We start from the raw sequence: 23,124 nt of genomic DNA on the forward strand, positions 1-23,124 counted from the left end.
CGATCATGAAGTTGTCGCCCCGACCCGCCACCGGCAGTGGCGACAACTTCATGATCACCGAGCCGGGGGGAGGCGGGGCGTGATCTTCGAGAGGGTGGTGCGGCCGCAGTTGTTCCGGGTGGGGGGCGGGGACGCCGAGGCGGCGCACGAGTGGACGTTGCGGCGGTTGGCGGCGCTCTCGCGGCGGCCGGCGGCGTTGGCGGCGGTGCGGGCGCGGTACCAGGTGCGGGCGCCGCGCACGGTGTTCGGGGTCGAGTTCCCGAATCCGGTGGGGCTGGCGGCGGGGATGGACAAGAACGGCGTGGCCCTGCCGGCCTGGCCAGCGCTGGGCTTCGGCTTCGTCGAGGTCGGCACGGTCACCGCGCAGGCCCAGCCGGGCAACCCCCGGCCCCGGCTGTTCCGGCTGCGCGACAGCGAGGCCGTGGTCAACCGGATGGGCTTCAACAACGCCGGCGCCGAGGCCCTGGCGGCCCGGCTGGCGGCGCTGCCCCGCCCGATCGGGGCGCCGCTGGGCATCTCGCTGGGCAAGTCCAAGGTGACCCCGCTGGCCGACGCGGTCGAGGACTACCTGGCCTCGTACCGGGCGCTGCGGGAGCACGGCGACTACTTCGCGGTCAACGTCTCCTCGCCGAACACCCCCGGCCTGCGCTCGTTGCAGGACAAGTCGCACCTGGACGCGCTGCTGGCGGCGCTGGTGGGGGAGAAGCCGGTGCTGGTGAAGATCGCACCGGACCTGACCGAGCCGGCCATCGCCGAGCTGCTGGAGGTCTGCCTGGCCCGGGGCGCCGCCGGGGTGATCGCCACCAACACCACCCTGGCCCGCGACGGGCTCGCCCCGGCCGACGCGGCGCGGGGCGCGGAGACCGGCGGGCTCTCCGGCCGCCCGCTGGCCGCCCGGGCCCGCGAGGTGGTCGCGTTCGTACACCGGGAGACCGGCGGCCGGCTGCCGGTGGTCGGTGTCGGCGGCATCCTCGACCCGGACGACGCCGCCCGGATGTTCGACGCCGGGGCCAGCCTGATCCAGCTCTACACCGGCTTCATCTACCGGGGCCCCGGTCTGGTCCGGGCCGCGGCCCGCGGCTCGGCGGGCGCCACCGCGCCGGTGCCGGCCGGGTGACACCTCCCGGCCGGGCAACCCTCGACGGTACGGAGGAGAGCGTGTGACGCCCGAGGAGATCCTGGCCGCCGACCGGGCCCACGTCTGGCACCCGTACGCGGCGCTGCCCCCGGCCCACCCGCCGTACGTGGTCCAGAGCGCCCAGGGCGTCCGGCTGCGGCTGGCCGACGGCCGGGAACTGGTCGACGGGATGTCGTCCTGGTGGGCGGCGATCCACGGCTACCGGCACCCGGTGCTCGACGCGGCGGTCACCGACCAGCTCGGCCGGATGAGCCACGTGATGTTCGGCGGGCTCACCCACGAGCCCGCCGTGCGGCTGGCGCGGACGCTGGTCGAGCTGGCCCCGGCCGGGCTGGAGCACGTCTTCCTGGCCGACTCCGGCTCGGTCAGCGTCGAGGTGGCCGTCAAGATGTGCCTGCAGTACCAGCGGGCCACCGGCCGGCCCGAACGCCGCCGGCTGGGCACCTGGCGGGGCGGCTACCACGGCGACACGTTCCACCCGATGAGCGTCTGCGACCCGGAGGGCGGCATGCACCACCTCTGGGGCGACGTGCTGCCCCGGCAGGTCTTCGCGCCGGTCCCGCCCGGCGGCTTCGACGACCCGCCCGACCCGGCGTACGTGGCGGCGCTGACCGACGCGGTGGAGCGGCACGCCGACGAACTGGCCGCGGTCATCGTCGAGCCGGTGGTGCAGGGCGCGGGCGGGATGCGCTTCCACCACCCGGAGTACCTGCGGGTGCTGCGCGAGGTGACCCGGGCGCACGGGGTGCTGCTGGTCTTCGACGAGATCGCCACCGGCTTCGGCCGTACCGGCGCCATGTTCGCCGCCGAGCACGCCGGGGTGAGCCCGGACGTGCTCTGCGTCGGCAAGGCGCTGACCGGCGGGTACCTCACCCTGGCCGCCGCGCTGTGCACCCCGCGGGTCGCTCGGGGCATCTCCGCCGACGGGGTGCTGGCGCACGGCCCCACCTTCATGGGCAACCCGCTGGCCTGCGCGGTCGCCAACGCGTCGCTGGAGCTGCTGCGGGCCGGCGACTGGGCCACCCAGGTCGCCCGGGTCGGCGCGGGCCTGCGGGCCGGCCTGGAGCCGCTGCGCGGCGCGTCCGGGGTGGCGGACGTGCGGGTGCTGGGCGCGATCGGCGTGGTGCAGCTCGACCACGAGGTGGACATCGCGGCGGCGACGGCCGCCGCCGTGGCGCAGGGCGTCTGGCTGCGCCCGTTCCGGGACCTGGTCTACACCATGCCGCCGTACGTGACCGACGACGCCGACCTGGCCCGCATCGCGGCCGGGATCGCCGCGGCGGTGAAGGCCGGCTGAGCCGGCGGGCAGGACGAGGCCGGCTGAGCCGGCGGGCAGGACGGGGCCGGCACCGGCCGGCCACCGAGCGCGAGCGTGAGGAGAGGAATGCCGATGGAGAGTTTCGGGGCCCGGCTGCACCGCGCCGTCGCCGAGCGGGGGCCGCTCTGCGTGGGCATCGACCCGCATCCCGGGCTGCTGGCCCGCTGGGGGTTGCCGGACGACGTCGACGGGTTGGACCGGTTCGCGCGCACCGTCGTGGGAGCGCTTGCGGACCGCGTCGCGGTGGTCAAGCCCCAGTCGGCCTTTTTCGAGCGGTTCGGTGCCCGAGGTGTCGGAATTCTTGAGTCAACTATCCGACAGTTACGAGATTGTGGCGCGCTCGTTCTCCTGGACGTGAAGCGCGGCGACATCGGCTCGACCGTCGCCGCGTACGCCTCGGCCTACCTCGACCCGTCCGGTCCGCTGCACGTCGACGCGGTCACCGCGAGCCCCTACCTGGGGGTCGGATCGCTGGCCCCGATGTTCGAGCTGGCGGCCACCCACGGCGGTGGCGTCTTCGTGCTGGCGCTCACCTCCAACCCGGAGGGAGCCGCGGTCCAGCGCGCCCGTACGGCCGACGGGCGCACCGTCGCGCAGACTGTCATCGACGAGATTTCGCAGCTCAACAGGGGTGCGGAGCCGATCGGCAGCTTCGGGCTGGTGGTCGGCGCGACGATCGGCGACACCGGTCACGACCTGTCCAAGGTGAACGGGCCACTGCTCGCCCCGGGGCTCGGCGCGCAGGGCGCGACGGCTGCGGACCTGCGGACGGTCTTCGGCTCCAGCCTGTCGTCGGTGCTGCCGTCGTACTCCCGCGAGGTGCTGAACGCCGGCCCGGACGAGGCCGCTCTGCGGGCCGCCGTGGACCGCGTGCTGGCCGACTGTCGGGACGTTCTGGCTGACTGACGGCTCGGTCACTTTTTCCGATCTTGGCGCGCCCACGTTGCCGAAACCGCCCGCGACCGCTAGTTTTCCCCGCGCTGGGAACCACGGACCCCTTTGGTTGCCAGCGACACCACGTTTCACAGAGCGGCGGTGCGCCCCGCCCGCCGCGATAGGGACCTGAGGAGAACTGGTGCCGCTCCCGTCACTGACCCCCGAGCAGCGCGCTGCCGCGCTGGAGAAGGCCGCGGAGATCCGCAAGGCCCGTGCTGAGCTGAAGGAGCAGCTCAAGCAGGGCAAGACCACCCTTGCCGCCGTCCTCGAGCGGGCCGAGTCCGACGACGTCGTCGGCAAGCTGAAGGTTTCGGCCGTCCTGCAGGCGATGCCGGGCATCGGCAAGATCCGGGCTACCCAGATCATGGAGAAGCTCAAGATCGCCGACAGCCGTCGCCTGCGCGGGCTCGGCGAGCAGCAGCGCAAGGCTCTGCTTGGAGAGTTCGCCGCCAACTGAACGCCGCAACGTGTAGAAACAAGCGGTGAGCACGGATGACGAGGCGCGCCCGGCGGCTCGGCTCACTGTCCTGACGGGGCCCTCGGGCGCCGCGCGGGAGAGTGTCGTCGAGCTGGTCCGGGCGCGTTCTCCGTCCGTGTGGGTGCCGGTGCCGGTGACCACCCGGCCCCGTCGCCCCGACGAGGTCGACGGCGTCGACCGGCGCTTCGTGGACCCGGTCGGCTTCGACCGGATGGTCGCCGCGGGCGAGCTGCTGGAGTGGTCGCGGATCGGCGGGCACCGCCGGGGCACGCCCCGCGAGCCGCTGCGGTCCCGGCTGGCCGACGGCCGGCCGGTGCTGCTCCCGCTCGACCTGCCCGGCGCGCTCGCCGTCCGGGAGGCCCTGCCGGACGTCCGGCTGGTCCTGCTGACGCCTCCGGGCCACCGTCCGGACCCGGCGGTCCTCGCGGCCGTCGGACACACCGTGGTCCACGACCTCACCGAGCGGGTCGTGGCCGAACTGGTAGGCTTGCTCGGTTCTTCCTATCTGGCTCCCGCCCAGCCGCGACTGCGCGGTTGAGCGACCAGCCGCGCTCGCGCGGACACTTCAGACGCAGAGGGTATTTCGTGGGATCCATCGCCAACCCCGAGGGCATCACCAACCCGCCGATCGACGAGCTCCTCGAGAAGACCACCTCGAAGTACGCGCTGGTGATCTTCGCCGCCAAGCGTGCCCGCCAGGTCAACGCCTACTACAGCCAGCTCGGTGAGGGCCTGCTGGAGTACGTCGGCCCGCTCGTGGAGACCACCCCGCAGGAGAAGCCGCTCTCGATCGCGATGCGCGAGATCAACGCGGGCCTGCTCACCGCCGAGCCGACCGACCAGCCGTAACACCCGCTCCGCCGATGCCCGCCGAGATCGTCCTCGGGGTCGGCGGCGGCATCGCCGCCTACAAGGCGTGTGAGCTGCTGCGGCTCTTCACCGAGTCGGGCCACCGGGTCCGGGTCGTGCCGACCGCGTCGGCGCTCCGTTTCATCGGGGCGCCGACCTGGGCGGCGCTCTCCGGCCAGCCGGTCGCCGACGACGTCTGGTCCGACGTGCACGAGGTGCCGCACGTCCGGCTCGGCCAGCGGGCCGACCTGGTGGTGGTCGCGCCGGCGACGGCCGACCTGCTCGCCAAGGCGGCCCACGGCCTCGCCGACGACCTGCTCACCAACACGCTGCTCACCGCGCGCTGTCCGGTGGTGCTCGCCCCGGCGATGCACACCGAGATGTGGGAGCACCCGGCCACCGTCGCCAACGTCGCGACGCTGCGCTCGCGCGGCGTACGGGTGATCGAACCGGCGGTCGGCCGGCTCACCGGCGCCGACACCGGCAAGGGGCGGCTGCCCGACCCGGCCGAGATCTTCGCCGTCGCCCGCCGCGCCCTGGCCCGCGGCCTGGACGCCCCCGCCGACCTGGTCGGCCGGCACGTCCTGGTGACTGCCGGCGGCACCCGCGAACCACTGGACCCGGTCCGCTTTCTCGGCAACCGCTCCTCCGGCAAGCAGGGGTACGCCTTCGCCCGCGCGGCCGTCGCCCGAGGCGCCCGCGTCACCCTGGTCGCGGCGAACGTCGCCCTGCCCGACCCGGCCGGGGTCGACCTGGTCCGGGTGGGCACCACCGAGGAACTGCGCAAGGCCACCCTGGAGGCCGCCGCCGACGCCGACGTCGTGGTGATGGCCGCCGCGCCCGCCGACTTCCGGCCGGCGACCTACGCCCCCGGCAAGATCAAGAAGTCGGAGGACGGCAGCGCGCCGACCATCGCGCTGGTCACCAACCCCGACATCGCCGCGGAGCTGGGGCGGCAGCGCCGCCCGGAGCAGCTGCTGGTCGTCTTCGCCGCCGAGACCGGCGACGCCGAGGCCAACGGCCGGGCCAAGCTCGCCCGCAAGCGGGCCGACCTGATCGTCATCAACGAGGTGGGCGTGGACAAGGTCTTCGGGGCCGAGACCAACGCGGCCACCGTGGTGGGCGCGGACGGCAGCGTGACCACCCTCCCGGAACAGTCCAAGGAAGACCTGGCCGACCGGGTCTGGGACCTCGTGGTGACCCGGCTGGCCGCGTTGTCCTGAACGCTGGTCACTTTCGCGTTGGCTGCGGCACCCTGGAACCGGGTGACTAAACTGCCGCGGAGCGACCTTTCCAGAGAGACTCAAGTGCTTAGGAGTGCCGTGACACGTCTTTTCACGTCCGAATCGGTCACGGAGGGCCACCCGGACAAGATCGCCGACCAGATCAGCGACGGCATCCTGGACGCCCTGCTGGCCAAGGACCCGCACAGCCGTGTCGCGGTGGAGACCCTGATCACCACCGGGCAGGTGCACGTCGCGGGCGAGGTGACGACCAAGGCGTACGCCGACATCCCGACGATCGTCCGGGAGACCATCCTCGAGATCGGGTACGACTCGTCGAAGAAGGGCTTCGACGGCGCCTCCTGCGGCGTCAGCGTCTCGATCGGCGGCCAGTCCGCCGACATCGCCCAGGGTGTGGACAACGCCTTCGAGCTGCGTACCGGTGCGTCGGAGAGCGCGCTCGACGCGCAGGGCGCCGGCGATCAGGGCATGATGTTCGGCTTCGCCTGCTCGGAGACCCCTGAGCTGATGCCGCTGCCGATCGCGCTGGCGCACCGGCTGGCCCGCCGGCTGGCCGCCGTGCGCAAGGACGGCACCATCCCCTACCTGCGGCCCGACGGCAAGACCCAGGTCACCATCGAGTACGACGGCCTGCGTCCGGTCCGGCTCAACACCGTGGTCGTGTCCAGCCAGCACGCCGCGGACATCTCGCTGGACTCGCTGCTCACCCCGGACGTGCGCGACCACGTCATCGCCCCCGAGCTGGAGAGCCTCGGCCTGGACACCGAGGGCTACCGGCTGCTGGTCAACCCCACGGGCCGGTTCGAGATCGGTGGCCCGATGGGCGACGCCGGGCTCACCGGCCGCAAGATCATCGTCGACACCTACGGCGGGTACGCCCGGCACGGCGGCGGCGCGTTCTCCGGCAAGGACCCGTCGAAGGTGGACCGGTCGGCCGCGTACGCGATGCGCTGGGTGGCCAAGAACGTGGTGGCCGCCGGCCTCGCCGAGCGCTGCGAGGCGCAGGTCGCCTACGCGATCGGCAAGGCCCACCCGGTCAGCCTGTTCATCGAGACCTTCGGCACCGAGACCGTGCCGGTCGCCTCGATCGAGAAGGCCGTCACCGAGGTCTTCGACCTCCGCCCGGCCGCCATCATCCGGGACCTCAACCTGCTCCGCCCGATCTACCAGCAGACCGCCGCGTACGGCCACTTCGGCCGCGAGCTGCCGGACCTGACCTGGGAGAGCACCGACCGGGCCGCCGACCTCAAGTCGGTAGCGGGAGCCTGACCGGCACCAGGCGCAGCGACCGGCGGCCCGCCGAGGGGTCGCCGGTCGCTCGTGTCTGCGTCGACGTGCCGCTGCCGCACCTCGACCGCCCGTTCGACTACCTGGTCCCCGCCGAGCTGGACGCCGACGCCGTGCCCGGGGTGCGGGTGAAGGTGCGCTTCGCCGGGCAACTGGTCGACGGCTGGCTGCTGGACCGCGCCGACGGCTCCGGGCACACCGGCCGGCTGGCGTACCTGGAGAAGGTGGTCTCCCCGGAGCCGGTGCTGGCGCCGGAGATCGCCCGGCTGGCCCGGGCCGTCGCGGACCGGTACGCCGGCAGCCTCGCCGACGTGCTCCGGCTCGCCGTCCCGCCCCGCCACGCCCGGGTCGAGAAGGACCTGCGCGCCCAGCCGCCGACCGCCGCCGCCGACACTCCGGCCGCCGACACCGCCACGACGTCCGGTGAGGTCAGCGCGGCCCCGGCCACCGAGGCCCCGCCGACGAACGTGGTCGCCGCCGCGGCCCCGCCGCCGTCCGCCGGGGTCGCCGCCTCGCCGCCCACGACCGGACCCCTCGGGACCGCCGCTGCTCCGGCCACGACGGGATCAACCGGGGCGACCGCCGCACCGGCCTCGACCGGGCCGACCGGGGCCGCCGCGGCACCGGACGCGGCTGAGCCGAGCGGCGCACCGGCCGCGCCCGCCGTCGACCCGCGCGGCTGGCGGGACTACCCGGCCGGCCCGGCGTTCCTGCGCGCGCTCGCCGACGGCCGCCCGCCCCGCGCCGTCTGGTCGGCGCTGGCCGGGGAGGACTGGGCCGCCCGGTACGCCGACGCCGTCGCCGCGACCGTCGCCGGGGGCCGGGGCGCCGTCGTCGTGGTCGCCGACGCCCGGGACCTGGACCGGCTGGACGCCGCGCTGACCGACATCCTGGGCCCGGACCGGCACGTCTGCCTCTCCGCCGCGCTCGGCCCGGCCCGCCGCTACCGGGCCTTCCTCACCGCCCGGCGCGGTACGGCACCCGTGGTGATCGGCACGCGGGCGGCGATGTTCGCCCCGGTCGACCGGCTCGGTCTGGTGGCGATCTGGGACGACGGTGACGACCTGCACGCCGAGCCCCGGGCCCCGTACCCGCACGCCCGGGACGTGCTGCTCACCCGGGCCCAGCTCGCCGGGGCCGCCGCGCTGGTCGGCGGGTACACCCGGACCGCCGAGGCGCAGTTGCTGGTGGAGACCGGCTGGGCCCGCGAGGTGGTCGCCGACCGGGCGACCCTGCGGGCGCGTACCCCGAGCATCGCGCCGACCGGCGACGACCCGCAGCTGGCCCGCGACCCCGGCGCGGCCACGGCCCGGCTGCCCAGCCTGGCCTGGACCACCGCCCGGGACACCCTGCGCGCGGACGCCCCGGTGCTGGTGCAGGTGCCGCGCCGGGGCTACCTGCCCTCGATCTCCTGCGCGGACTGCCGCACCCCGGCCCGCTGCCCGCACTGCGCCGGCCCGCTGGCGCTGCCCTCCGCCGAGGGCATCCCCGCCTGCCGCTGGTGCGGCCGGGTCGCCGCCGCGTACGCCTGCCCGGAGTGCGGCGGTCGGCGGCTGCGCGCGGCCGTCACCGGCGCCCGGCGCACCGCCGAGGAGCTGGGCCGCGCCTTTCCCGGCGTGCCGGTACGCACCTCGGGCCGGGAGGAGGTACTGGCCGGCGTGCCCGGCGGCGCTGGCCTGGTGATCGCCACCCCGGGCGCCGAGCCGCTGGCCGAGGGGGGCTACGGCGCGGTGCTGCTGCTGGACTCCTGGGCCCTGCTCACCCGGGCCGACCTGCGCGCCGGCGAGGAGACGCTGCGCCGCTGGCTGAGCGCGGCCGCGCTGGCCCGGCCGGCGTCGGCGGGCGGGCGGGTGGTGGTGGTCGCCGACGGCGCGCTGGCGCCGGTGCAGGCCCTGCTGCGCTGGGACCCGGCCTGGTTCGCCGCCCGGGAGCTGGCCGAGCGGCGGGAGCTGGGCTTCCCGCCGGCGACGAAGATGGCCAGCGTGACCGGTCCGGCGGTCGCGGTGGCCGACCTGCTGGCGGAGGCCCGGCTGCCCGACGGGGCGGAGGTGCTCGGCCCGGTCCCGGCCGACGGCGACCGGGAGCGGATGCTGGTGCGGGTGCCCCGGGCCCGGGCCGCCGCCCTGGCCGAGGCGCTGCACACCGCCGCCGGGGTGCGCAGCGCCCGCAAGGCCGCCGACCCGGTCCGCCTCCAGGTCGACCCGCTCAGCCTCTTCTGACCGGCCGTGATCCGCGGCACCGGCCGGGCGCGACCCGGCTCGGAGCGGGTACCGTCGCACACCTCGTCCGGCAAACCGGTGGCGGCGAAGTGATAACATCGCCCGTCATGCCCGGGCGCACGGATGGCGCGACGATGGCGGAGCGCGTCGATCCGACGCCATATCGATGATGTCAATCAGCCGGTGATCAGGGGTGGACCAGTCGTGACCGTTCGTCAATCGATCGTCTTCAACGGGGACCTCGGCAGCGGCAAGAGCACCGTCTCCGTCGAGATCGCCAAGCGGCTGGGGCTGCGCCGGGTCAGCGTCGGCGACCTCTACCGGCAGATGGCGCAGGAGCGGCAGATGACCGCCCTCCAGCTCAACCTGCACGCCGAGCTGGACCAGGCCGTGGACGGCTACGTCGACCAGCTCCAGCGGGACATCGCCGCCTCCGGCGAGTCGCTGGTCATGGACTCCCGGCTGGCCTGGCACTTCTTCACCGACGCGCTCAAGGTACACATGATCACCGAGCCGGGCGAGGCGGCCCGCCGGGTGCTGCTGCGTCCCTCCGGCCCGGCCGAGAGCTACACCTCGCTGGAGGAGGCCAAGGCCAAGCTCCGGGAGCGCAGCGAGAGCGAGCGGAACCGGTTCATCCTCCGCTACGGCGTGGACAAGGCCCGGCTGCGCAACTACGACCTGGTCTGCGACACCACCCGGGCCCCGGCGCCCGAAGTGATCCAGCACATCGTCGACGCGTACGAGGGCCGGCTCGGCGCCGAGGTGCTGCGCGACGCCCCGCCGCTGCTGCTGCTCGACCCGGCCCGGGTCTACCCGACCGAGGACATCACCACCCTGCGCGGGCTCTGGGACTCGGAGTTCGTCGGCGACGTGGCCGGGGCCGGCGACGAGGCCCTGGAGCCGCTGCGGATCGGCTACACCGGCGAGTACTTCTTCGTCGTCGACGGGCACCGCCGGCTCAGCGCCGCCCTGCAGAACGGCTTCAACCTGGTCCCCGCCCAGCTGGTCGCCGAGGTGGACGAGCCGGTCGTCGGCGGGCTCAGCGCGGTGGACTTCTTCGCCGCCCAGGTCCGTCCGAGCACCGTCTACGACTGGGAGGCCGCGCACGGCATCCAGCTCCCGCTGCCCGAGCACGCCCTGCTCGGCGGCGCCGCGGTGCTGGCGGGGGAGCCCGGCGCCGGCGCCTGAGCCTCGCCCCGATCGCCGGCGGGCCGGCGGTCGGTCGCGCGGGGTCGCCGGGCAGCGCCCGGACGCGCATGATGGAGCCTCCGACGCATCGACGCGGGAGGCCGGTCATGGACGCAGCCGAGGCGCTCGCCCTGCTCATGTCGCCGCAGGGGCGCATCGACCCGTACCCCACGTACGAGCGGCTGCGCCGGTACGGGCCGGTGGTCCAGGCCGGGCCGGTGTTCTACGTCGTCACCGGCTACGCCGAGGCCGACGAGATCCTGCGCGACTCCCGGTTCGGGGTGATGGACGACGCGCTGCGCGACCAGTTCCTCCCCGGCTGGCGGGACAGCCCGGCCGTCGCGTCGATCTCCCGGTCGATGCTGCGCACCAACCCGCCCGACCACAGCCGGATGCGGCAGCTCGCGGCCGGCGCCTTCACCCCGCGCCGGATCGCCGCCATGCGCGACGTGGTCCAGGCGCAGGCCGACGAGCTGGTCGACGCGATGCTGGAGCGGGCCCGCGCCGGTGAGCCCGTCGACTTCCTGGCCGAGTTCGCGTACCCGCTGCCGGTGGGGGTGATCTGTGCGCTGCTCGGCGTGCCGGCGGCCGACCGGCCGCTGTTCCGGCGCTGGGCCGCCGACCTGACCGGGGTGCTGGAGCCGGAGATCACCACCGAGGAGCTGGCGGTCGCCGACCGGGGCGCCACCGAGCTGCGCGACTACTTCGCCGCGCTGGTCCGGGCCCGCCGGGCCGCGCCCGCCGACGACCTGACCACCGCCCTGGTCCAGGTGCACGACGCCGACGGCGACCGGCTCTCCGGCGAGGAGCTGCTGGCCAACCTGGTGGTGCTGCTGGTCGCCGGCTTCGAGACCACCACCAACCTGCTCGGCAACGGCCTCGTGGTGCTGCTGGACCACCCGCGCGCGGCCGACGCGCTGCGCGAGCATCCGGAGTTCGCCCCCGGGTACGTCGACGAGCTGCTGCGCTACGACTCGCCGGTGCAGCTCACGACCCGGATCAACGAGACGCCGGTGCGCTGCGGCGGGGTCGAGCTGCCGGCGGGCAGCTGGGCGTTGCTGCTGCTCGGCGCGGCGAACCGGGATCCCCGGCGGTACCCCGAGCCGCAGCGGTTCGACCCGTGGCGCCCGCAGGTCCACCCGCTGTCGTTCGGGGCCGGGCCGCACTACTGCCTGGGCGCCGGGCTGGCCCGGCTGGAGGCGCAGGTCGCCTTCCCGCTGCTGCTGCGCCGGCTGCCCGGCCTCGCCCTGGCCGGCCGGCCCCGGCACCGGACCCGGCTCACCCTGCGCGGCTACGAGACCCTGCCGGTGATCATCGACACGGAGTCGGCGGCGGCGCATCGCGGTACGCCGGCCGGGGCGGCCCCCGGCACTCCGTAGACTGGTACGGCATTCGTCCGTACAGCCGAAGGAGCCACACCGCGTGACCGTCCAGCCCATCCGTCTGTTCGGGGACCCGGTGCTGCGCACGCCGGCCGATCCGGTCGTCGATTTCGACACCGAGCTGCGTAGGCTCATCGCCGACCTCACCGACACGATGCGGGAGCAGAGCGGCGCCGGCCTGGCCGCGCCCCAGCTCGGTGTGGGCCTGCGGGTGTTCACCTTCGACGTGGACGACGTGCTCGGGCACCTGGTCAACCCGGTGCTGGAGTTCCCCGACGAGGAGGAGCAGGACGGCCCGGAGGGCTGCCTGTCCATCCCCGGGCTCTACTTCGACACGAAGCGCCGGCAGAACGTCATCGCCAAGGGCTTCAACGGCTACGGCGACCCGATGCAGATCGTCGGCACCGGGCTGATGGCCCGCTGCGTGCAGCACGAGACCGACCACCTCGACGGGGTGCTCTTCGTCGACCGGCTGGACCCGGCCGGGCGCAAGGAGGCCATGAAGGCCATCCGCCAGGCCGAGTGGTACGACCCGGCCGCCCCGCCCACGGTCAAGCTCAACCCGCACGCCTCCGGCAGCCCCTTCGGTCTGGGGCGGTGAGGCGGATGCGTCTGATCTTCGCCGGCACGCCGGCCGTCGCCGTTCCCGCCCTGGACGCCGTCGCCGCCTCCGGGCACGAGCTGCTGGCCGTGGTCACCCGCCCCGACGCCCCGGCCGGGCGCGGTCGCGGCCTGGTCCGCTCGCCGGTCGGCGCCTGGGCCGACGAGCGCGGGATCGAGGTGCTGACCCCGGCGAAGCCCCGCGAGCCGGAGTTCCTCGACCGGCTGCGCGAGCTGGCGCCGGACTGCGTGCCCGTGGTCGCGTACGGCGCGCTGGTGCCGCCGGTGGCCCTGCAGATCCCCCGGCACGGCTGGATCAACCTGCACTTCTCGCTGCTGCCCGCCTGGCGCGGCGCGGCCCCGGTGCAGCAGGCCGTGCTGCACGGCGACGAGCTGACCGGCGCGAGCGTCTTCCAGCTCGAACAGGGCCTCGACACCGGCCCGGTCTACGGCACCCTCACCGACGAGATCCGGCCGACCGACACCTCCGGCGACCTGCTGGAGCGCCTCGCGCACTCCGGCGCGGGCCTGCTGGTGGCCGTCCTCGACGCGATCGAGGCCGGGACGGCCCGGGCCGAGCCGCAGCCCGCGGACGGGGTGTCCCTGGCCCCGAAGCTGACCGTGGAGGACGCCCGGGTGCGCTGGACCGATCCCGCCTTCGCCGTCGACCGGCGGATCCGGGCCTGCACGCCGGCCCCCGGGCCGTGGACGACCTTCCGGGGCGACCGGGTCAAGCTCGGCCCGGTGACCCCGGTCGGCAACGGCCCCGAGTTGAAGCCGGGAGAGCTGCTGGTGGAGAAGTCCCGGGTGCTGGCCGGCACCGCGACCGTGCCGGTGCAGCTCGGTGAGGTGCGCGCGGCGGGCAAGAAGGCGATGCCGGCGACCGACTGGGCGCGCGGCGTCCGGGTCGGCGCCGGCGAGGTGCTCGCGTGAGCACCCCCGCGGACCGTCCCGACAGCTCCCGTTCCGACCGCCCTCGCGACGACCGGTCCGCCGGGCGGGCCGACGGCTCCCGCGGTGACCGGTTCGACCGGTCCGCGCCCCGGCGCTCCGACGCGCCGCGCGGCGACCGTCTGACCGGCGGCGGTTACCGCGGCGACCGCCCGACGAGCGGCGGTTACCGCGGCGACCGCCCGACCGGCGGCCGCCCCGGCTTCGACCGGCGCGGCGGCCGTCCCGCCCGCCCGGCCGTCGACCTGCCCCGGTACGCCGCCTACCAGGCCATCGCGGCGGTGCACCGGGACGACGCGTACGCCAACCTGGTGCTCCCGTCGATCCTGCGCGAGGAGGGGCTGGTCGGGCGGGACGCCGCCTTCGCCACCGAGCTGACCTACGGCACGCTGCGGCACACCGGCACCCTGGACGCGATCATCACCGACGCCGCCGGGCGGGAGGTCGAGCGGATCGACCCGCCGGCCCGCGACGCGCTGCGGCTCGGGGCGTACCAGCTGCTGCACACCCGGGTGCCGGCGCACGCGGCGGTCTCCTCGACCGTCGACCTGGTCCGCTCGGTCGTGCCGGGCGCCGCCGGCTTCGCCAACGCGGTGCTTAGGGAGATCGCCGGCCGGGACGTTGACGCCTGGGTGGCCAAGCTCGCCCCGCCGATGGAGACCGACCCGGTCGGCCACCTGGCGCTGGCGTACAGCCATCCGCAGTGGATCGTGCGGGCCTTCGCCGAGGCGCTCGGCGGAGACCTGGGGGAGACCGCCCGGCTGCTGATCGAGGACAACGAGCGACCCCCGGTGCACCTGTGCGCCCGGCCCGGCCTGGCCGACCCGGTGGAGCTGGCCGACGAGGTGGGTGGCGCCCCCGGCGCCTTCTCGCCGTACGCGGTCTACCTCTCCGGGGGCGCGCCGGGTGACCTGCCGGCGCTGGCGCAGGGGCGCGCGCACGTGCAGGACGAGGGCTCGCAGCTGGTGGCGAACGCGCTGGCCGTCGCGCCGCTGGACGGCCCGGACGGGCGCTGGCTCGACCTGTGCGCCGGCCCCGGCGGCAAGTCCGGCCTGCTCGGCGCGATCGCCGCGCAGCGTGGCGCCCGGCTGACCGCCGTGGAGGTCTCCGAGCACCGCGCCCGGCTGGTCGAGCAGGCCACCCGGGGCCTGCCGGTGACCGTGCTGCACACCGACGGCCGCACGGTCGGCGCGGACCCGCAGCTGCCCGAGGGGCATTTCGACCGGGTGCTGGTGGACGCCCCGTGCACCGGCCTGGGCTCGCTGCGCCGCCGGCCGGAGTCGCGCTGGCGGCGTCAGCCGTCGGACCTGCCGCCGCTGACCCGGTTGCAGCGCGAACTGCTCACCGCGGCCCTGCGCGCGGCCCGTCCCGGCGGCCTGGTCGCGTACGTCACCTGCTCCCCGCACGTGGTGGAGACGCACGTGACGGTGACCGAGGCGGCCCGGCGCGCCGAGGTGCCGGCGGACTTCGTCGACGCCCGTACGCTGCTGCCGGCCGGCATGCCGGGGCTGGGCGACGGCCCGACGGTGCAGCTCTGGCCGCATCGGCACGGCACGGACGCGATGTTCCTGGCGGTGCTGCGCCGCGGCTGAGCGGCGGGCGGCGCAGCGGTACGGGGGCGGGGCGGAGCACGGCAGGGCCGCCCCGCCGCCGGCTCAGTGGACCGGCAGGCCCCGGGTGCCGACGCCCTTGAGCGAACGGGTCAGGGTGCGGTCGCTGACCCACGCGAAGCACTGCACCCCGCGGTTGCCGTCGCGCCACTCGCGCTCCAGCGGGTGGTAGAAGATCGAGCCGGCGCGGAACCGCACGTTGCCGTCGTTCGGCACCCCGGTGTACCTCGCCAGCACGCCGAGGCATCCCTGGTGGACCCGCCCGTCGCCCTTGGTGACCTGGGCGTAGCTGAGGCCGGTGGCCGGCCAGACGCCGACGAACTCGGCGTGGTGCCGCGCCGTGCAGGAGACCGGCTTCATCGCCTCGACGTCGTCACCGTCGACCCTTGGTTCGAAGCAGCGCAGCCGCAGGTCGGTGTCGCGGGTCAGGGCGCCCTTCAGGCTGCCGGTACGGGGGGTGGCCCGGGCCTCGTCGACGCTCTCGACCTCGGTCAGGTCGCAGCGGAACCAGCGGGCCCCACCCGTCCACGCCGCCGGTGAGGGGAAGACGACGGCGAGGCCGAGCCGGCCGGAGCGCCAGTCGGCGCCCACCGCCCGCCGGACCTCCCGGTCACACTCGGCGCGGGCGGCGAGCATCGCGCCGGTGCCGCCGGCCGGGGGAGTGGAGCGCCGGGCGTCGGCGCCGGTGAAGGTGCCCACGTGCATCGTCTCGGCCCGGTGCGACCGGGCGCAGTCGACGGGGCGGTAGCCGCTGAGGTAGCCGACGTCCTGCACCCCGGCGTGGCAGACGCCCGCGGCGGGGACGAAGCCCTGCGGCGCGGCGAGGGCCGGCCAGTCGTCGGCGAGGTCCGCGTCCACCCCGGCGGTGGCGCCGCACCCGGTCAGCGCCAGCAGCGCCGCGCCGCCCACGGCGACCGCCGTCCACCACCGCCGCATCGCACCCGACCTTTCGCCGACCGTGACCGTGGCGCCCGCCGAGCGGGTGTCACGGTGCGGCAGCTTACGGCACCGGGCCTCAGATGGCGGGGAGTCCCTTCGGGCCGGCGCCGCGCATCGAGCGGGTCAGCTTCCGGTCGTCGCTCCACAGGAAACAGCGGATGCCGCGGTCGCCCTCCTCCCACTCCCGCTGCGACGGCGGGTAGAAGATCGACCCGGCCCGGTACGGCAGGTCGGCGTTGTTCGGCACGGCCGCGAAGTTGGCGATCAGCGCCATGCAGCGCCGGTGCACCTCCTGGTTGGCCCGGCCGAACTCCGCCCAGGTCATGTCCCGTTCGAGGTAGACCCCGACGAACTCGGCCCGGTGCGGCTCAGAGCAGAGCACCGGCGCCATGTAGTTGAGGTTGTCACCGATCAGCTTGGGGTCGAAGCAGCGGTGGGTGAGCGGGTTGTCGCCGATCATCGCGCCGCGCAGGCTGCCGGTGCGGTTGACCGGGCGGGTGTTGTCGATGCTGTCGGTCTCGCTCAGGTCGCAGCGGAACCAGCGGGCGCCGCCGTTCCACGCCGGTACGGAGGGCAGCGCGATGTTCATGGTGAGCCGGGCCGAGTGCCAGTCGCCCCCGAGCACCTCGCGGGCCCGCTGGTCGCACTCGGCGCGGGCGGGGCGCAGCGCCGGGGAGCCCGGCTCGGGGCGCGGCCCGGCCGCCGCGTCGTCGGTGAAGGTCCCGACGTGGATCGCCTCGGCCAGGTGGCTGCGGGCGCAGTCCACCGTGTCGTACGTGCCCGCCTGGACCACCGCCGTGATCCGGGGCAGGCAGGCGTCCGTGGCGGGCACGAACATCCGCGGTGCGGGCAGGTCCGGCCAGTCGTCGGCCAGGTCGCCGTCGGGCCGGTGCTGCGGGACGCAGCCGCTCATCGCCATCGTCGCCGCGCCGGCCAGCGCCAGCGCCACGAGCCACCGTCGCATCGTCCGCCCTTTCCGGGAGATGACGGCCGGTCCTCGCGGCCCACGCGGAGTTGTGGTTCCGCGGGACGTGCAGCACGGCCGACCGTCTCTGATGGAGTGTTGCCGCCTTTCCGTCGGGCGGCCAGTCGCGGCCGGCCGTCCGTCCGGTTTTGCGTTGCGTGGAGCCCAATCTTGCACCAGCGGTCACTCCTGGGTCACAGGGCGTTCCCGGGGGGCCGCGATGCCCGCGGCAGGTGGCCGCATTCGTACACTGACCCCGTGACCGTACCGCCGCCGATCGTCGCGCCCAGCATCCTCGCCGCCGATTTCGCCCGCCTCGCCGACGAGGTCCGTGCCGTGGAGAACGCCGCGGACTGGCTGCACGTCGACGTGATGGACAACCACTTCGTGCCCAACCTGACCATCGGCCTGCCCGTGGTGCAGAGCCTGCGCGCGGTGACCCGGATCCCGTTCGACGTGCACCTCATGATCGAGGACCCACGTCGGTGGGCCCCCGGTTACGCCGACGCCGGCGCGTACAACGTCACCTTCCACGCCGAGGCCTGCGACGACCCGGTCGCGCTGGCCAAGGACCTCCGCTCGGCCGGTGCCAAGGCCGGGCTGGCCATCGACCGGGACACCCCGATCGAGCCGTACCTGGAGCTGCTGCCCAGCTTCGACACTCTGCTGATCATGACGATCAAGGCCGGCTTCGGCGGGCAGCGGTTCATCCCGCAGCTGCTGGAGAAGGTCCGCGCGGCCCGCCGCCACGTCGACACCGGCCACCTGGAGCTGCGCATCGAGGTCGACGGCGGGATCGCCGCCGACACCATCGAGCAAGCCGCGGCGGCCGGTGCGGACGCCTTCGTCGCCGGCACCGCCGTCTACGGGGCGGCCGACCCGGCCGAGGCGGTGCGCCGCCTGCGGGGGCTCGCGGAGCGCGCGGCTCCCGGAGCCTGACGTGGACCCGGCCGGCGATCGACCCGACGTCATCCTGGTCGTCGACGACGACGAGGACATCGCCCGCTTCGTCGAGTTCAACCTGCGGCTGCACGGCTTCGAGGTGCTGCACGCCGGCGACGGCCAGGAGGCGCTCGAGATGATCGAGCGGCACCGGCCCGACCTGGCCGTGGTGGACCTGATGATGCCCCGGATCGACGGGCTGGAGCTGACCCGCCGGCTGCGCGCCGACCCGATGACCTCCGCCCTGCCGGTGATCATGTTGACCGCCAAGGGGATGACCGTGGACAAGGTGCACGGCCTCAGCGCCGGCGCCGACGACTACCTGGTCAAGCCCTTCGACACCGCCGAGCTGGTGGCCCGGGTCAGCTCCACGCTGCGCCGCAACAAGGAGTTCCGGGAGGTCTCCCCGCTGACCGGGCTGCCCGGCAACAGCCGGATCCGCCGGGAGATCAGCGACCGGGTCCGCAGCGGCGTCGACTACGCCGTCGGCTACATCGACATCGACCGGTTCAAGAGCGTCAACGACCGGTACGGCTTCGTCCGCGGCGACGAGTTCATCTCCGCGCTGGCCCGCAGCCTGCACCGGGCGGTGGTCTCGATCGGGCTGCCGCCGGCCTTCCTCGGCCACGTCGGCGGCGACGACTTCGTCGTCGTCTGCACCCCGGAACAGGTCCGGCCGTTGACCTTCCGGGCGGTGGAGGACTTCGAGAAGGCCGCCGACAAGCTCTACGACCCGGCCGACGCCGAGCGCGGCTACGTCGAGCTGAAGGATCGCCGGGGCAACGTGCGCAAGGCGCACCTGGTCACCCTCTCCATCGGGGTCTCCCTCTCCGACGCCCGGAAGCGCTTCACCGACCCGCTCGCCGCGATCGCGGTCGCCTCGGAGATGAAAACCGTCGCCAAGAGCCAGCCCGGTTCGTACGTGGCGGTGGACCGGCGGCGCGCTGACGGGGTGTGAGCTAGCCCGCGTGCAGTGGCGTACGGGCCGGGGGAACGTGTAAGACTTCCCATGTACCCACCACGCGCTGGCGGGGCTCGGTGAAATTCCGAACCGGCGGTGATCCACGGTCCGACCGTGGTAAGCCCGCGACCCGGACGGCTCAGGCCGCCCGGTGGACCTGGTGAGAATCCGGGGCCGACGGTTGGGAGCGGGAAGGTTTCCGCACCCAGAAAGTCCGGATGGGAGACAGCGCGCGGGACGGGGCGGGCCTGCGTGGGCTGGACTCCAGCCGCTGCGTGGGCTCCCCGGGGGCGGCCGTGCCGTTCCCCGGCTCCGCCGCCGCCTGCCCGCGGCTCCTCCCGTACCGCCCGCGCGCGGCCCGGCGAGTTGAGAGGGCAGAGCCATGGCCGGCGTCTCCGTCGACGAGGCGATGCGTCGCGCCGTCACGCTGGCGGCTCGCGGCCTCGGCACCACCAGCCCCAACCCGGTCGTCGGCTGCGTCCTGCTCGATTCGGACGGCAGGGTCGTCGGGGAGGGATTCCACGCGTACGCGGGCGGACCGCACGCCGAGATCGTCGCGCTCGCCCAGGCCGGTGAGCGTGCCCGGGGCGGCACCGCCGTGGTCACCCTCGAACCCTGTGATCACACCGGCCGCACCGGCCCCTGCAGTCTCGCGCTGGTCCAGGCCGGCGTGGCCCGGGTGGTGATCGCCGTGCCCGACCCCAACCCGGTCGCCTCCGGCGGCGCCGCCACCCTGCGGGCCGCCGGCATCCAGGTCGAGCTCGGGGTACGCGGGCCGGAGGCCGAGGCCGGCAACATCGCCTGGCTGACCTCGATGCGCCGCGGCTGGCCGTACGTCATCTGGAAGTTCGCCGCGACGCTCGACGGCCGGTCGGCGGCGGCCGACGGCACCAGCATGTGGATCACGTCCGAGGCGGCCCGCATCGACGTGCACGCGCTGCGCGGCACGGTCGACGCGGTGCTCGCCGGGGTGGGCACCGTGCTCGCCGACGACCCCCGGCTCACCGCCCGCAACCTGCGCGACGGCACCCTGGCCATCCGGCAGCCGCTGCGGGTGGTGGTGGACAGCTCCGGGCGTACCCCCGCCGGGGCCCGGGTCCGCGACGGCGCCGCCCGGACGTGGATCGCCACCGCGGCGGAGGTCGGGGCCGGCCCGGACGGCCGGGTCGACCTGCCGGCGCTGCTGGCCGAGCTGCACCGCCGCGGCGTGCGCGCCGCGCTGCTGGAGGGCGGCCCCCGGCTGGCCGGCGCGTTCCTCGCCGCCGGCCTGGTCGACAAGGTCGTCGGGTACGTCGCGCCGAAGCTGCTCGGCGCGGGCCGGACCGCACTGGTCGACGCCGGCGTGACGACCATCGCCGATGCGATCGACCTGGAGATCACCGACGTTACGCAGGTCGGTCCCGACCTGCGGATCACCGCGCTGCCCCGGAAGATGGAGGCCTGACATGTTCACCGGCATCGTCGAGGAGTTGGGCGAGGTCGTCCGCGTCACGGACACCGGGGGTGACTCCGCGCTGGTCGCCGTCCGCGGCCCGCTGGTCACCTCCGACGCCCGGCACGGCGACTCCATCGCGGTCAACGGCGTCTGTCTCACGGTCGTGGACGTCGAGGAGGGTGTCTTCACCGCCGACGTGATGGGGGAGACGCTGCGCCGCTCCGCGCTCGGCGCGCTGCGGGTGGGCGACCCGGTCAACCTGGAGCGGGCCGCCGCGCTCAACAGCCGGCTCGGCGGGCACATCGTGCAGGGCCACGTCGACGGGGTGGGCGAGATCGTCGCCCGGGAGCCCGCCGCGCAGTGGGAGACGGTCCGCTTCCGGCTCCCCGCCGACCTCGCCCGGTACGTGGTGGAGAAGGGCTCGATCACCATCGACGGCGTCTCGCTGACCGTGGCCGCGGTCGGCGACGACTGGTTCGCCGTCGGGCTGATCCCCACCACGCTGAAGCTGACCACGCTCGGCGGCAAGGGCGTCGGCGACCCGGTCAACCTGGAGGTCGACGTGCTGGCCAAGTACGTCGAGCGCCTCCTCGGCGACCGCCTCGCCGGCGGCGGCCTGCCCGGCGGGCCCGCGGGTGGTGGGCGCTGATGGGCCCGCTCGGCTGGCTGCTCGAGGCCCAGCTCGAGATCGCCGGCTCGCCGGTGCTGGTCCGGGAGATCGTCGGCAACGTCTTCGGGCTGGCCTCCGCGCTGCTCGGGCTGCGCCGGCTGGTCTGGGCCTGGCCGGTCGGCATGATCGGGAACGCGCTGCTGTTCACCGTCTTCCTCGGCGGCGTCTTCGCCACCCCGCAGGCGCACGATCTCTACGGCCAGGCCGGCCGACAGATCTTCTTCTTCTCGGTGAGCGTCTACGGCTGGTGGCGTTGGTCGCGCAACCGCCGGCAGGGCGACGACCAGCCGGCCGTCAGCCCGCACTGGGCCACCGGCCGGGAACGGCTCGGCCTGCTGCTGGCCGCCGCCGTCGGCGTCGCCGCCGGGTACCCGGTGCTCGCCGCGCTCGGCTCCTGGGGCCCGCTGCCGGACGCCTGGATCCTGACCGGCAGCCTGCTCGCCACGTACGGCATGGCCCGCGGCTGGGTCGAGTTCTGGCTGATCTGGATCGCCGTCGACGCGGTCGGCGTGCCGCTGCTGCTGCGCGGCGGTTTCTACCCGTCGGCAGCCATGTACCTGTTCTACGGCGCGTTCTGCGTCTGGGGTCTCGCCGCCTGGTGGCGGACCTCGCGGGCCGCCCGGGCGGCCGCGCCGCCGATCCCGTCCACCTACTCGGAGGCCGTCGCATGAGCGAGCGCAGCGAGCGAATCATCAGGTCCAGTGCGGTGGTGCCGCACGGCGGCACGGAGCGAAGCGGAGTGCCGGCATGAGCACCTTCGCCAGCATCGAGCAGGCGGTGGCGGACATCGCCGCCGGCCGGCCGGTCGTCGTGGTCGACGACGAGTCCCGGGAGAACGAGGGCGACCTGATCTTCGCCGCCGAACTGGCCACGCCGGAGCTGGTGGCGTTCATGGTCCGCTGGACCTCCGGCTACATCTGCGTGTCGCTGACCGAGTCGGAGTGCGACCGGCTGGACCTGCCGCCGATGCACCACACCAACCAGGACCGGCGCGGCACCGCGTACACGGTGACGGTCGACGCCCGGGAGGGGATCGGCACCGGCATCTCGGCCGCCGACCGGTCGCACACCATCCGGCTGCTCGCCGACCCGGGCACCGACCCGACCGACCTGTCCCGCCCCGGGCACGTGGTGCCGCTGCGCGCCCGGGAGGGCGGGGTGCTGCGCCGCCCCGGGCACACCGAGGCGGCCGTCGACCTGACCCGGCTGGCCGGGCTGCGTCCCGCCGGCGTGCTCTGCGAGCTGGTCAACGAGGACGGCACCATGATGCGGGTGCCCGACCTGGAGAAGTTCTGTGCCGAGCACGCCTTGACCCTGGTGACCATCGCCGACCTGGTGGCGTACCGGCGGCGGCACGAGAAGCAGGTGGAGCAGGTCGCCGACGCTCGGATGCCCACCCCGTACGGGGTGTTCCGGGCGCTGGGCTACCGCGCCGAGCACGACCCGGCCGAGCACGTCGCCCTGGTCTACGGGGAGCTCGGTGACGGGCAGGACGTGCTGGTGCGGGTGCACTCGGAGTGCCTGACCGGGGACGTCTTCGGCTCGCTGCGCTGCGACTGCGGCCCGCAGCTCCAGGCGTCCCTGGCCCGGGTCGCCCGGGAGGGCCGGGGCGTGGTGCTCTACGTGCGCGGGCACGAGGGGCGCGGCATCGGGCTGCTGCACAAGCTCCAGGCGTACCAGCTCCAGGACCTGGGCCGGGACACCGTGGACGCCAACCTCGACCTGGGGCTGCCCGCCGACGCCCGCGACTACGGCACCGGCGCGCAGATCCTCTACGACCTGGGTGTGCGCTCGATGCGGCTGCTGACCAACAACCCGGCCAAGCGGGCCGGGCTGGAGGGGTACGGCCTGACCATCACCGGCCGCGAGGGGCTGCCCATCCGGCCGCACCCGGAGAACGTGCGATACCTGCGGACCAAGCGGGACCGGATGGGGCACCTGCTGGACGAACTGGACGAGGTGACCGAGGCCCCGATGGGCCGCCCGGTCCCCGGCGACGAGATCGGAGCGTAG

Annotated in this window: 22 protein-coding genes and 1 riboswitch; of the genes, 20 read left to right on the plus strand and 2 right to left on the minus strand. The window is 74.8% G+C overall.

Features of this window, described 5'->3' with window-relative positions:
- Positions 1-79 precede the first annotated feature (79 nt).
- From V6U89_RS23245 to V6U89_RS23310, 14 genes are all read left to right on the plus strand, one after another.
- Positions 80-1,117 carry a quinone-dependent dihydroorotate dehydrogenase gene (locus V6U89_RS23245; RefSeq protein ID WP_334573453.1) on the plus strand — a complete coding sequence of 346 codons (1,038 nt, stop codon included), beginning with the start codon at positions 80-82 and terminating at the stop codon, positions 1,115-1,117.
- Between the two features lie 43 nt (positions 1,118-1,160).
- Positions 1,161-2,435, plus strand: a complete 1,275-nt coding sequence (locus V6U89_RS23250; RefSeq protein WP_334573454.1) for an adenosylmethionine--8-amino-7-oxononanoate transaminase — start codon at positions 1,161-1,163, stop codon at positions 2,433-2,435.
- A gap of 93 nt (positions 2,436-2,528) precedes the next feature.
- On the plus strand, positions 2,529-3,362 hold the full coding sequence (gene pyrF, locus V6U89_RS23255) for an orotidine-5'-phosphate decarboxylase (protein WP_334573455.1): 834 nt from the start codon (positions 2,529-2,531) through the stop codon (positions 3,360-3,362).
- Positions 3,363-3,531: 169 nt separating this feature from the next.
- The gene (mihF, locus tag V6U89_RS23260) at positions 3,532-3,849 is read left to right on the plus strand and encodes an integration host factor, actinobacterial type (RefSeq protein ID WP_088962722.1); all 318 of its coding nucleotides are present in this window, start codon (positions 3,532-3,534) and stop codon (positions 3,847-3,849) included.
- A gap of 25 nt (positions 3,850-3,874) precedes the next feature.
- Entirely contained in the window at positions 3,875-4,408 is a 534-nt protein-coding gene (locus V6U89_RS23265) for a guanylate kinase (RefSeq protein ID WP_334573456.1), read from the plus strand.
- 47 nt (positions 4,409-4,455) lie between these two features.
- The gene (rpoZ, locus tag V6U89_RS23270) at positions 4,456-4,719 is read left to right on the plus strand and encodes a DNA-directed RNA polymerase subunit omega (protein ID WP_007075826.1); all 264 of its coding nucleotides are present in this window, start codon (positions 4,456-4,458) and stop codon (positions 4,717-4,719) included.
- A 14-nt stretch (positions 4,720-4,733) separates the two neighbouring features.
- A complete protein-coding gene (coaBC, locus tag V6U89_RS23275; RefSeq protein ID WP_334573457.1) occupies positions 4,734-5,942 on the plus strand; it encodes a bifunctional phosphopantothenoylcysteine decarboxylase/phosphopantothenate--cysteine ligase CoaBC in 1,209 nt (402 codons plus the stop codon).
- A 99-nt stretch (positions 5,943-6,041) separates the two neighbouring features.
- The gene (metK, locus tag V6U89_RS23280; RefSeq protein WP_334573458.1) at positions 6,042-7,232 is read left to right on the plus strand and encodes a methionine adenosyltransferase; all 1,191 of its coding nucleotides are present in this window, start codon (positions 6,042-6,044) and stop codon (positions 7,230-7,232) included.
- A gap of 65 nt (positions 7,233-7,297) precedes the next feature.
- On the plus strand, positions 7,298-9,469 hold the full coding sequence (locus tag V6U89_RS23285) for a primosomal protein N' (RefSeq protein WP_334573459.1): 2,172 nt from the start codon (positions 7,298-7,300) through the stop codon (positions 9,467-9,469).
- A gap of 204 nt (positions 9,470-9,673) precedes the next feature.
- The gene (locus tag V6U89_RS23290; protein ID WP_334573460.1) at positions 9,674-10,657 is read left to right on the plus strand and encodes an AAA family ATPase; all 984 of its coding nucleotides are present in this window, start codon (positions 9,674-9,676) and stop codon (positions 10,655-10,657) included.
- A 107-nt stretch (positions 10,658-10,764) separates the two neighbouring features.
- Positions 10,765-12,036, plus strand: coding sequence for a cytochrome P450 (locus tag V6U89_RS23295; protein ID WP_334573461.1), 1,272 nt, complete (start codon positions 10,765-10,767; stop codon positions 12,034-12,036).
- Positions 12,037-12,079: 43 nt separating this feature from the next.
- Positions 12,080-12,640 (plus strand): peptide deformylase, encoded by a 561-nt coding sequence (gene def, locus V6U89_RS23300; protein WP_280837095.1) that lies wholly within the window; start codon positions 12,080-12,082, stop codon positions 12,638-12,640.
- Positions 12,641-12,645: 5 nt separating this feature from the next.
- Positions 12,646-13,572, plus strand: coding sequence for a methionyl-tRNA formyltransferase (gene fmt / locus V6U89_RS23305; RefSeq protein ID WP_334573462.1), 927 nt, complete (start codon positions 12,646-12,648; stop codon positions 13,570-13,572).
- Between the two features lie 140 nt (positions 13,573-13,712).
- Positions 13,713-15,182: an RsmB/NOP family class I SAM-dependent RNA methyltransferase gene (locus V6U89_RS23310; protein ID WP_334573507.1), complete on the plus strand. Its 1,470-nt coding sequence runs from the start codon at positions 13,713-13,715 to the stop codon at positions 15,180-15,182.
- Positions 15,183-15,245: 63 nt separating this feature from the next.
- Here the strand turns inward: V6U89_RS23310 and V6U89_RS23315 are convergent, their stop codons facing one another.
- Both V6U89_RS23315 and V6U89_RS23320 read right to left on the minus strand, forming a co-directional pair.
- A complete protein-coding gene (locus V6U89_RS23315; protein WP_334573463.1) occupies positions 15,246-16,136 on the minus strand; it encodes a septum formation family protein in 891 nt (296 codons plus the stop codon).
- Between the two features lie 79 nt (positions 16,137-16,215).
- The gene (locus tag V6U89_RS23320; RefSeq protein ID WP_334573464.1) at positions 16,216-17,103 is read right to left on the minus strand and encodes a septum formation family protein; all 888 of its coding nucleotides are present in this window, start codon (positions 17,101-17,103) and stop codon (positions 16,216-16,218) included.
- Positions 17,104-17,361: 258 nt separating this feature from the next.
- Here V6U89_RS23320 and rpe point away from each other — a divergent pair, with 258 nt between their 5' ends.
- From rpe to V6U89_RS23350, 6 genes are all read left to right on the plus strand, one after another.
- Positions 17,362-18,042 carry a ribulose-phosphate 3-epimerase gene (gene rpe / locus V6U89_RS23325; RefSeq protein ID WP_334573465.1) on the plus strand — a complete coding sequence of 227 codons (681 nt, stop codon included), beginning with the start codon at positions 17,362-17,364 and terminating at the stop codon, positions 18,040-18,042.
- Between the two features lies 1 nt (position 18,043).
- On the plus strand, positions 18,044-19,003 hold the full coding sequence (locus V6U89_RS23330; RefSeq protein ID WP_088962710.1) for a response regulator: 960 nt from the start codon (positions 18,044-18,046) through the stop codon (positions 19,001-19,003).
- Between the two features lie 62 nt (positions 19,004-19,065).
- A riboswitch (FMN riboswitch) is annotated at positions 19,066-19,240 on the plus strand.
- Positions 19,241-19,388: 148 nt separating this feature from the next.
- Positions 19,389-20,450: a bifunctional diaminohydroxyphosphoribosylaminopyrimidine deaminase/5-amino-6-(5-phosphoribosylamino)uracil reductase RibD gene (gene ribD, locus V6U89_RS23335; protein WP_334573466.1), complete on the plus strand. Its 1,062-nt coding sequence runs from the start codon at positions 19,389-19,391 to the stop codon at positions 20,448-20,450.
- 1 nt (position 20,451) lies between these two features.
- On the plus strand, positions 20,452-21,090 hold the full coding sequence (locus tag V6U89_RS23340) for a riboflavin synthase (protein ID WP_334573467.1): 639 nt from the start codon (positions 20,452-20,454) through the stop codon (positions 21,088-21,090).
- A complete protein-coding gene (gene pnuC, locus V6U89_RS23345) occupies positions 21,090-21,782 on the plus strand; it encodes a nicotinamide riboside transporter PnuC (RefSeq protein ID WP_334573468.1) in 693 nt (230 codons plus the stop codon). Before V6U89_RS23340 ends, pnuC begins: the two co-directional genes overlap by 1 nt.
- 76 nt (positions 21,783-21,858) lie before the next feature.
- Positions 21,859-23,124 carry a bifunctional 3,4-dihydroxy-2-butanone-4-phosphate synthase/GTP cyclohydrolase II gene (locus V6U89_RS23350; RefSeq protein WP_334573469.1) on the plus strand — a complete coding sequence of 422 codons (1,266 nt, stop codon included), beginning with the start codon at positions 21,859-21,861 and terminating at the stop codon, positions 23,122-23,124.

The organism is Micromonospora sp. CPCC 206171, from assembly GCF_036906755.1.
Lineage (GTDB): Bacteria > Actinomycetota > Actinomycetes > Mycobacteriales > Micromonosporaceae > Micromonospora > Micromonospora purpureochromogenes.

What these genes read in the sequence shown, in the direction of transcription:
- ribD (WP_334573466.1), top strand. Translation starts at nt 19,389, where the DNA reads ATGGCCGGCGTCTCCGTCGACGAGGCGATGCGTCGCGCCGTCACGCTG.
- pyrF (WP_334573455.1), top strand. Translation starts at nt 2,529, where the DNA reads ATGGAGAGTTTCGGGGCCCGGCTGCACCGCGCCGTCGCCGAGCGGGGG.
- V6U89_RS23295 (WP_334573461.1), top strand. Translation starts at nt 10,765, where the DNA reads ATGGACGCAGCCGAGGCGCTCGCCCTGCTCATGTCGCCGCAGGGGCGC.
- V6U89_RS23350 (WP_334573469.1), top strand. Translation starts at nt 21,859, where the DNA reads ATGAGCACCTTCGCCAGCATCGAGCAGGCGGTGGCGGACATCGCCGCC.
- fmt (WP_334573462.1), top strand. Translation starts at nt 12,646, where the DNA reads ATGCGTCTGATCTTCGCCGGCACGCCGGCCGTCGCCGTTCCCGCCCTG.
- pnuC (WP_334573468.1), top strand. Translation starts at nt 21,090, where the DNA reads ATGGGCCCGCTCGGCTGGCTGCTCGAGGCCCAGCTCGAGATCGCCGGC.
- V6U89_RS23320 (WP_334573464.1), bottom strand. Translation starts at nt 17,103, where the DNA reads ATGCGACGGTGGCTCGTGGCGCTGGCGCTGGCCGGCGCGGCGACGATG.
- coaBC (WP_334573457.1), top strand. Translation starts at nt 4,734, where the DNA reads ATGCCCGCCGAGATCGTCCTCGGGGTCGGCGGCGGCATCGCCGCCTAC.
- V6U89_RS23340 (WP_334573467.1), top strand. Translation starts at nt 20,452, where the DNA reads ATGTTCACCGGCATCGTCGAGGAGTTGGGCGAGGTCGTCCGCGTCACG.
- V6U89_RS23315 (WP_334573463.1), bottom strand. Translation starts at nt 16,136, where the DNA reads ATGCGGCGGTGGTGGACGGCGGTCGCCGTGGGCGGCGCGGCGCTGCTG.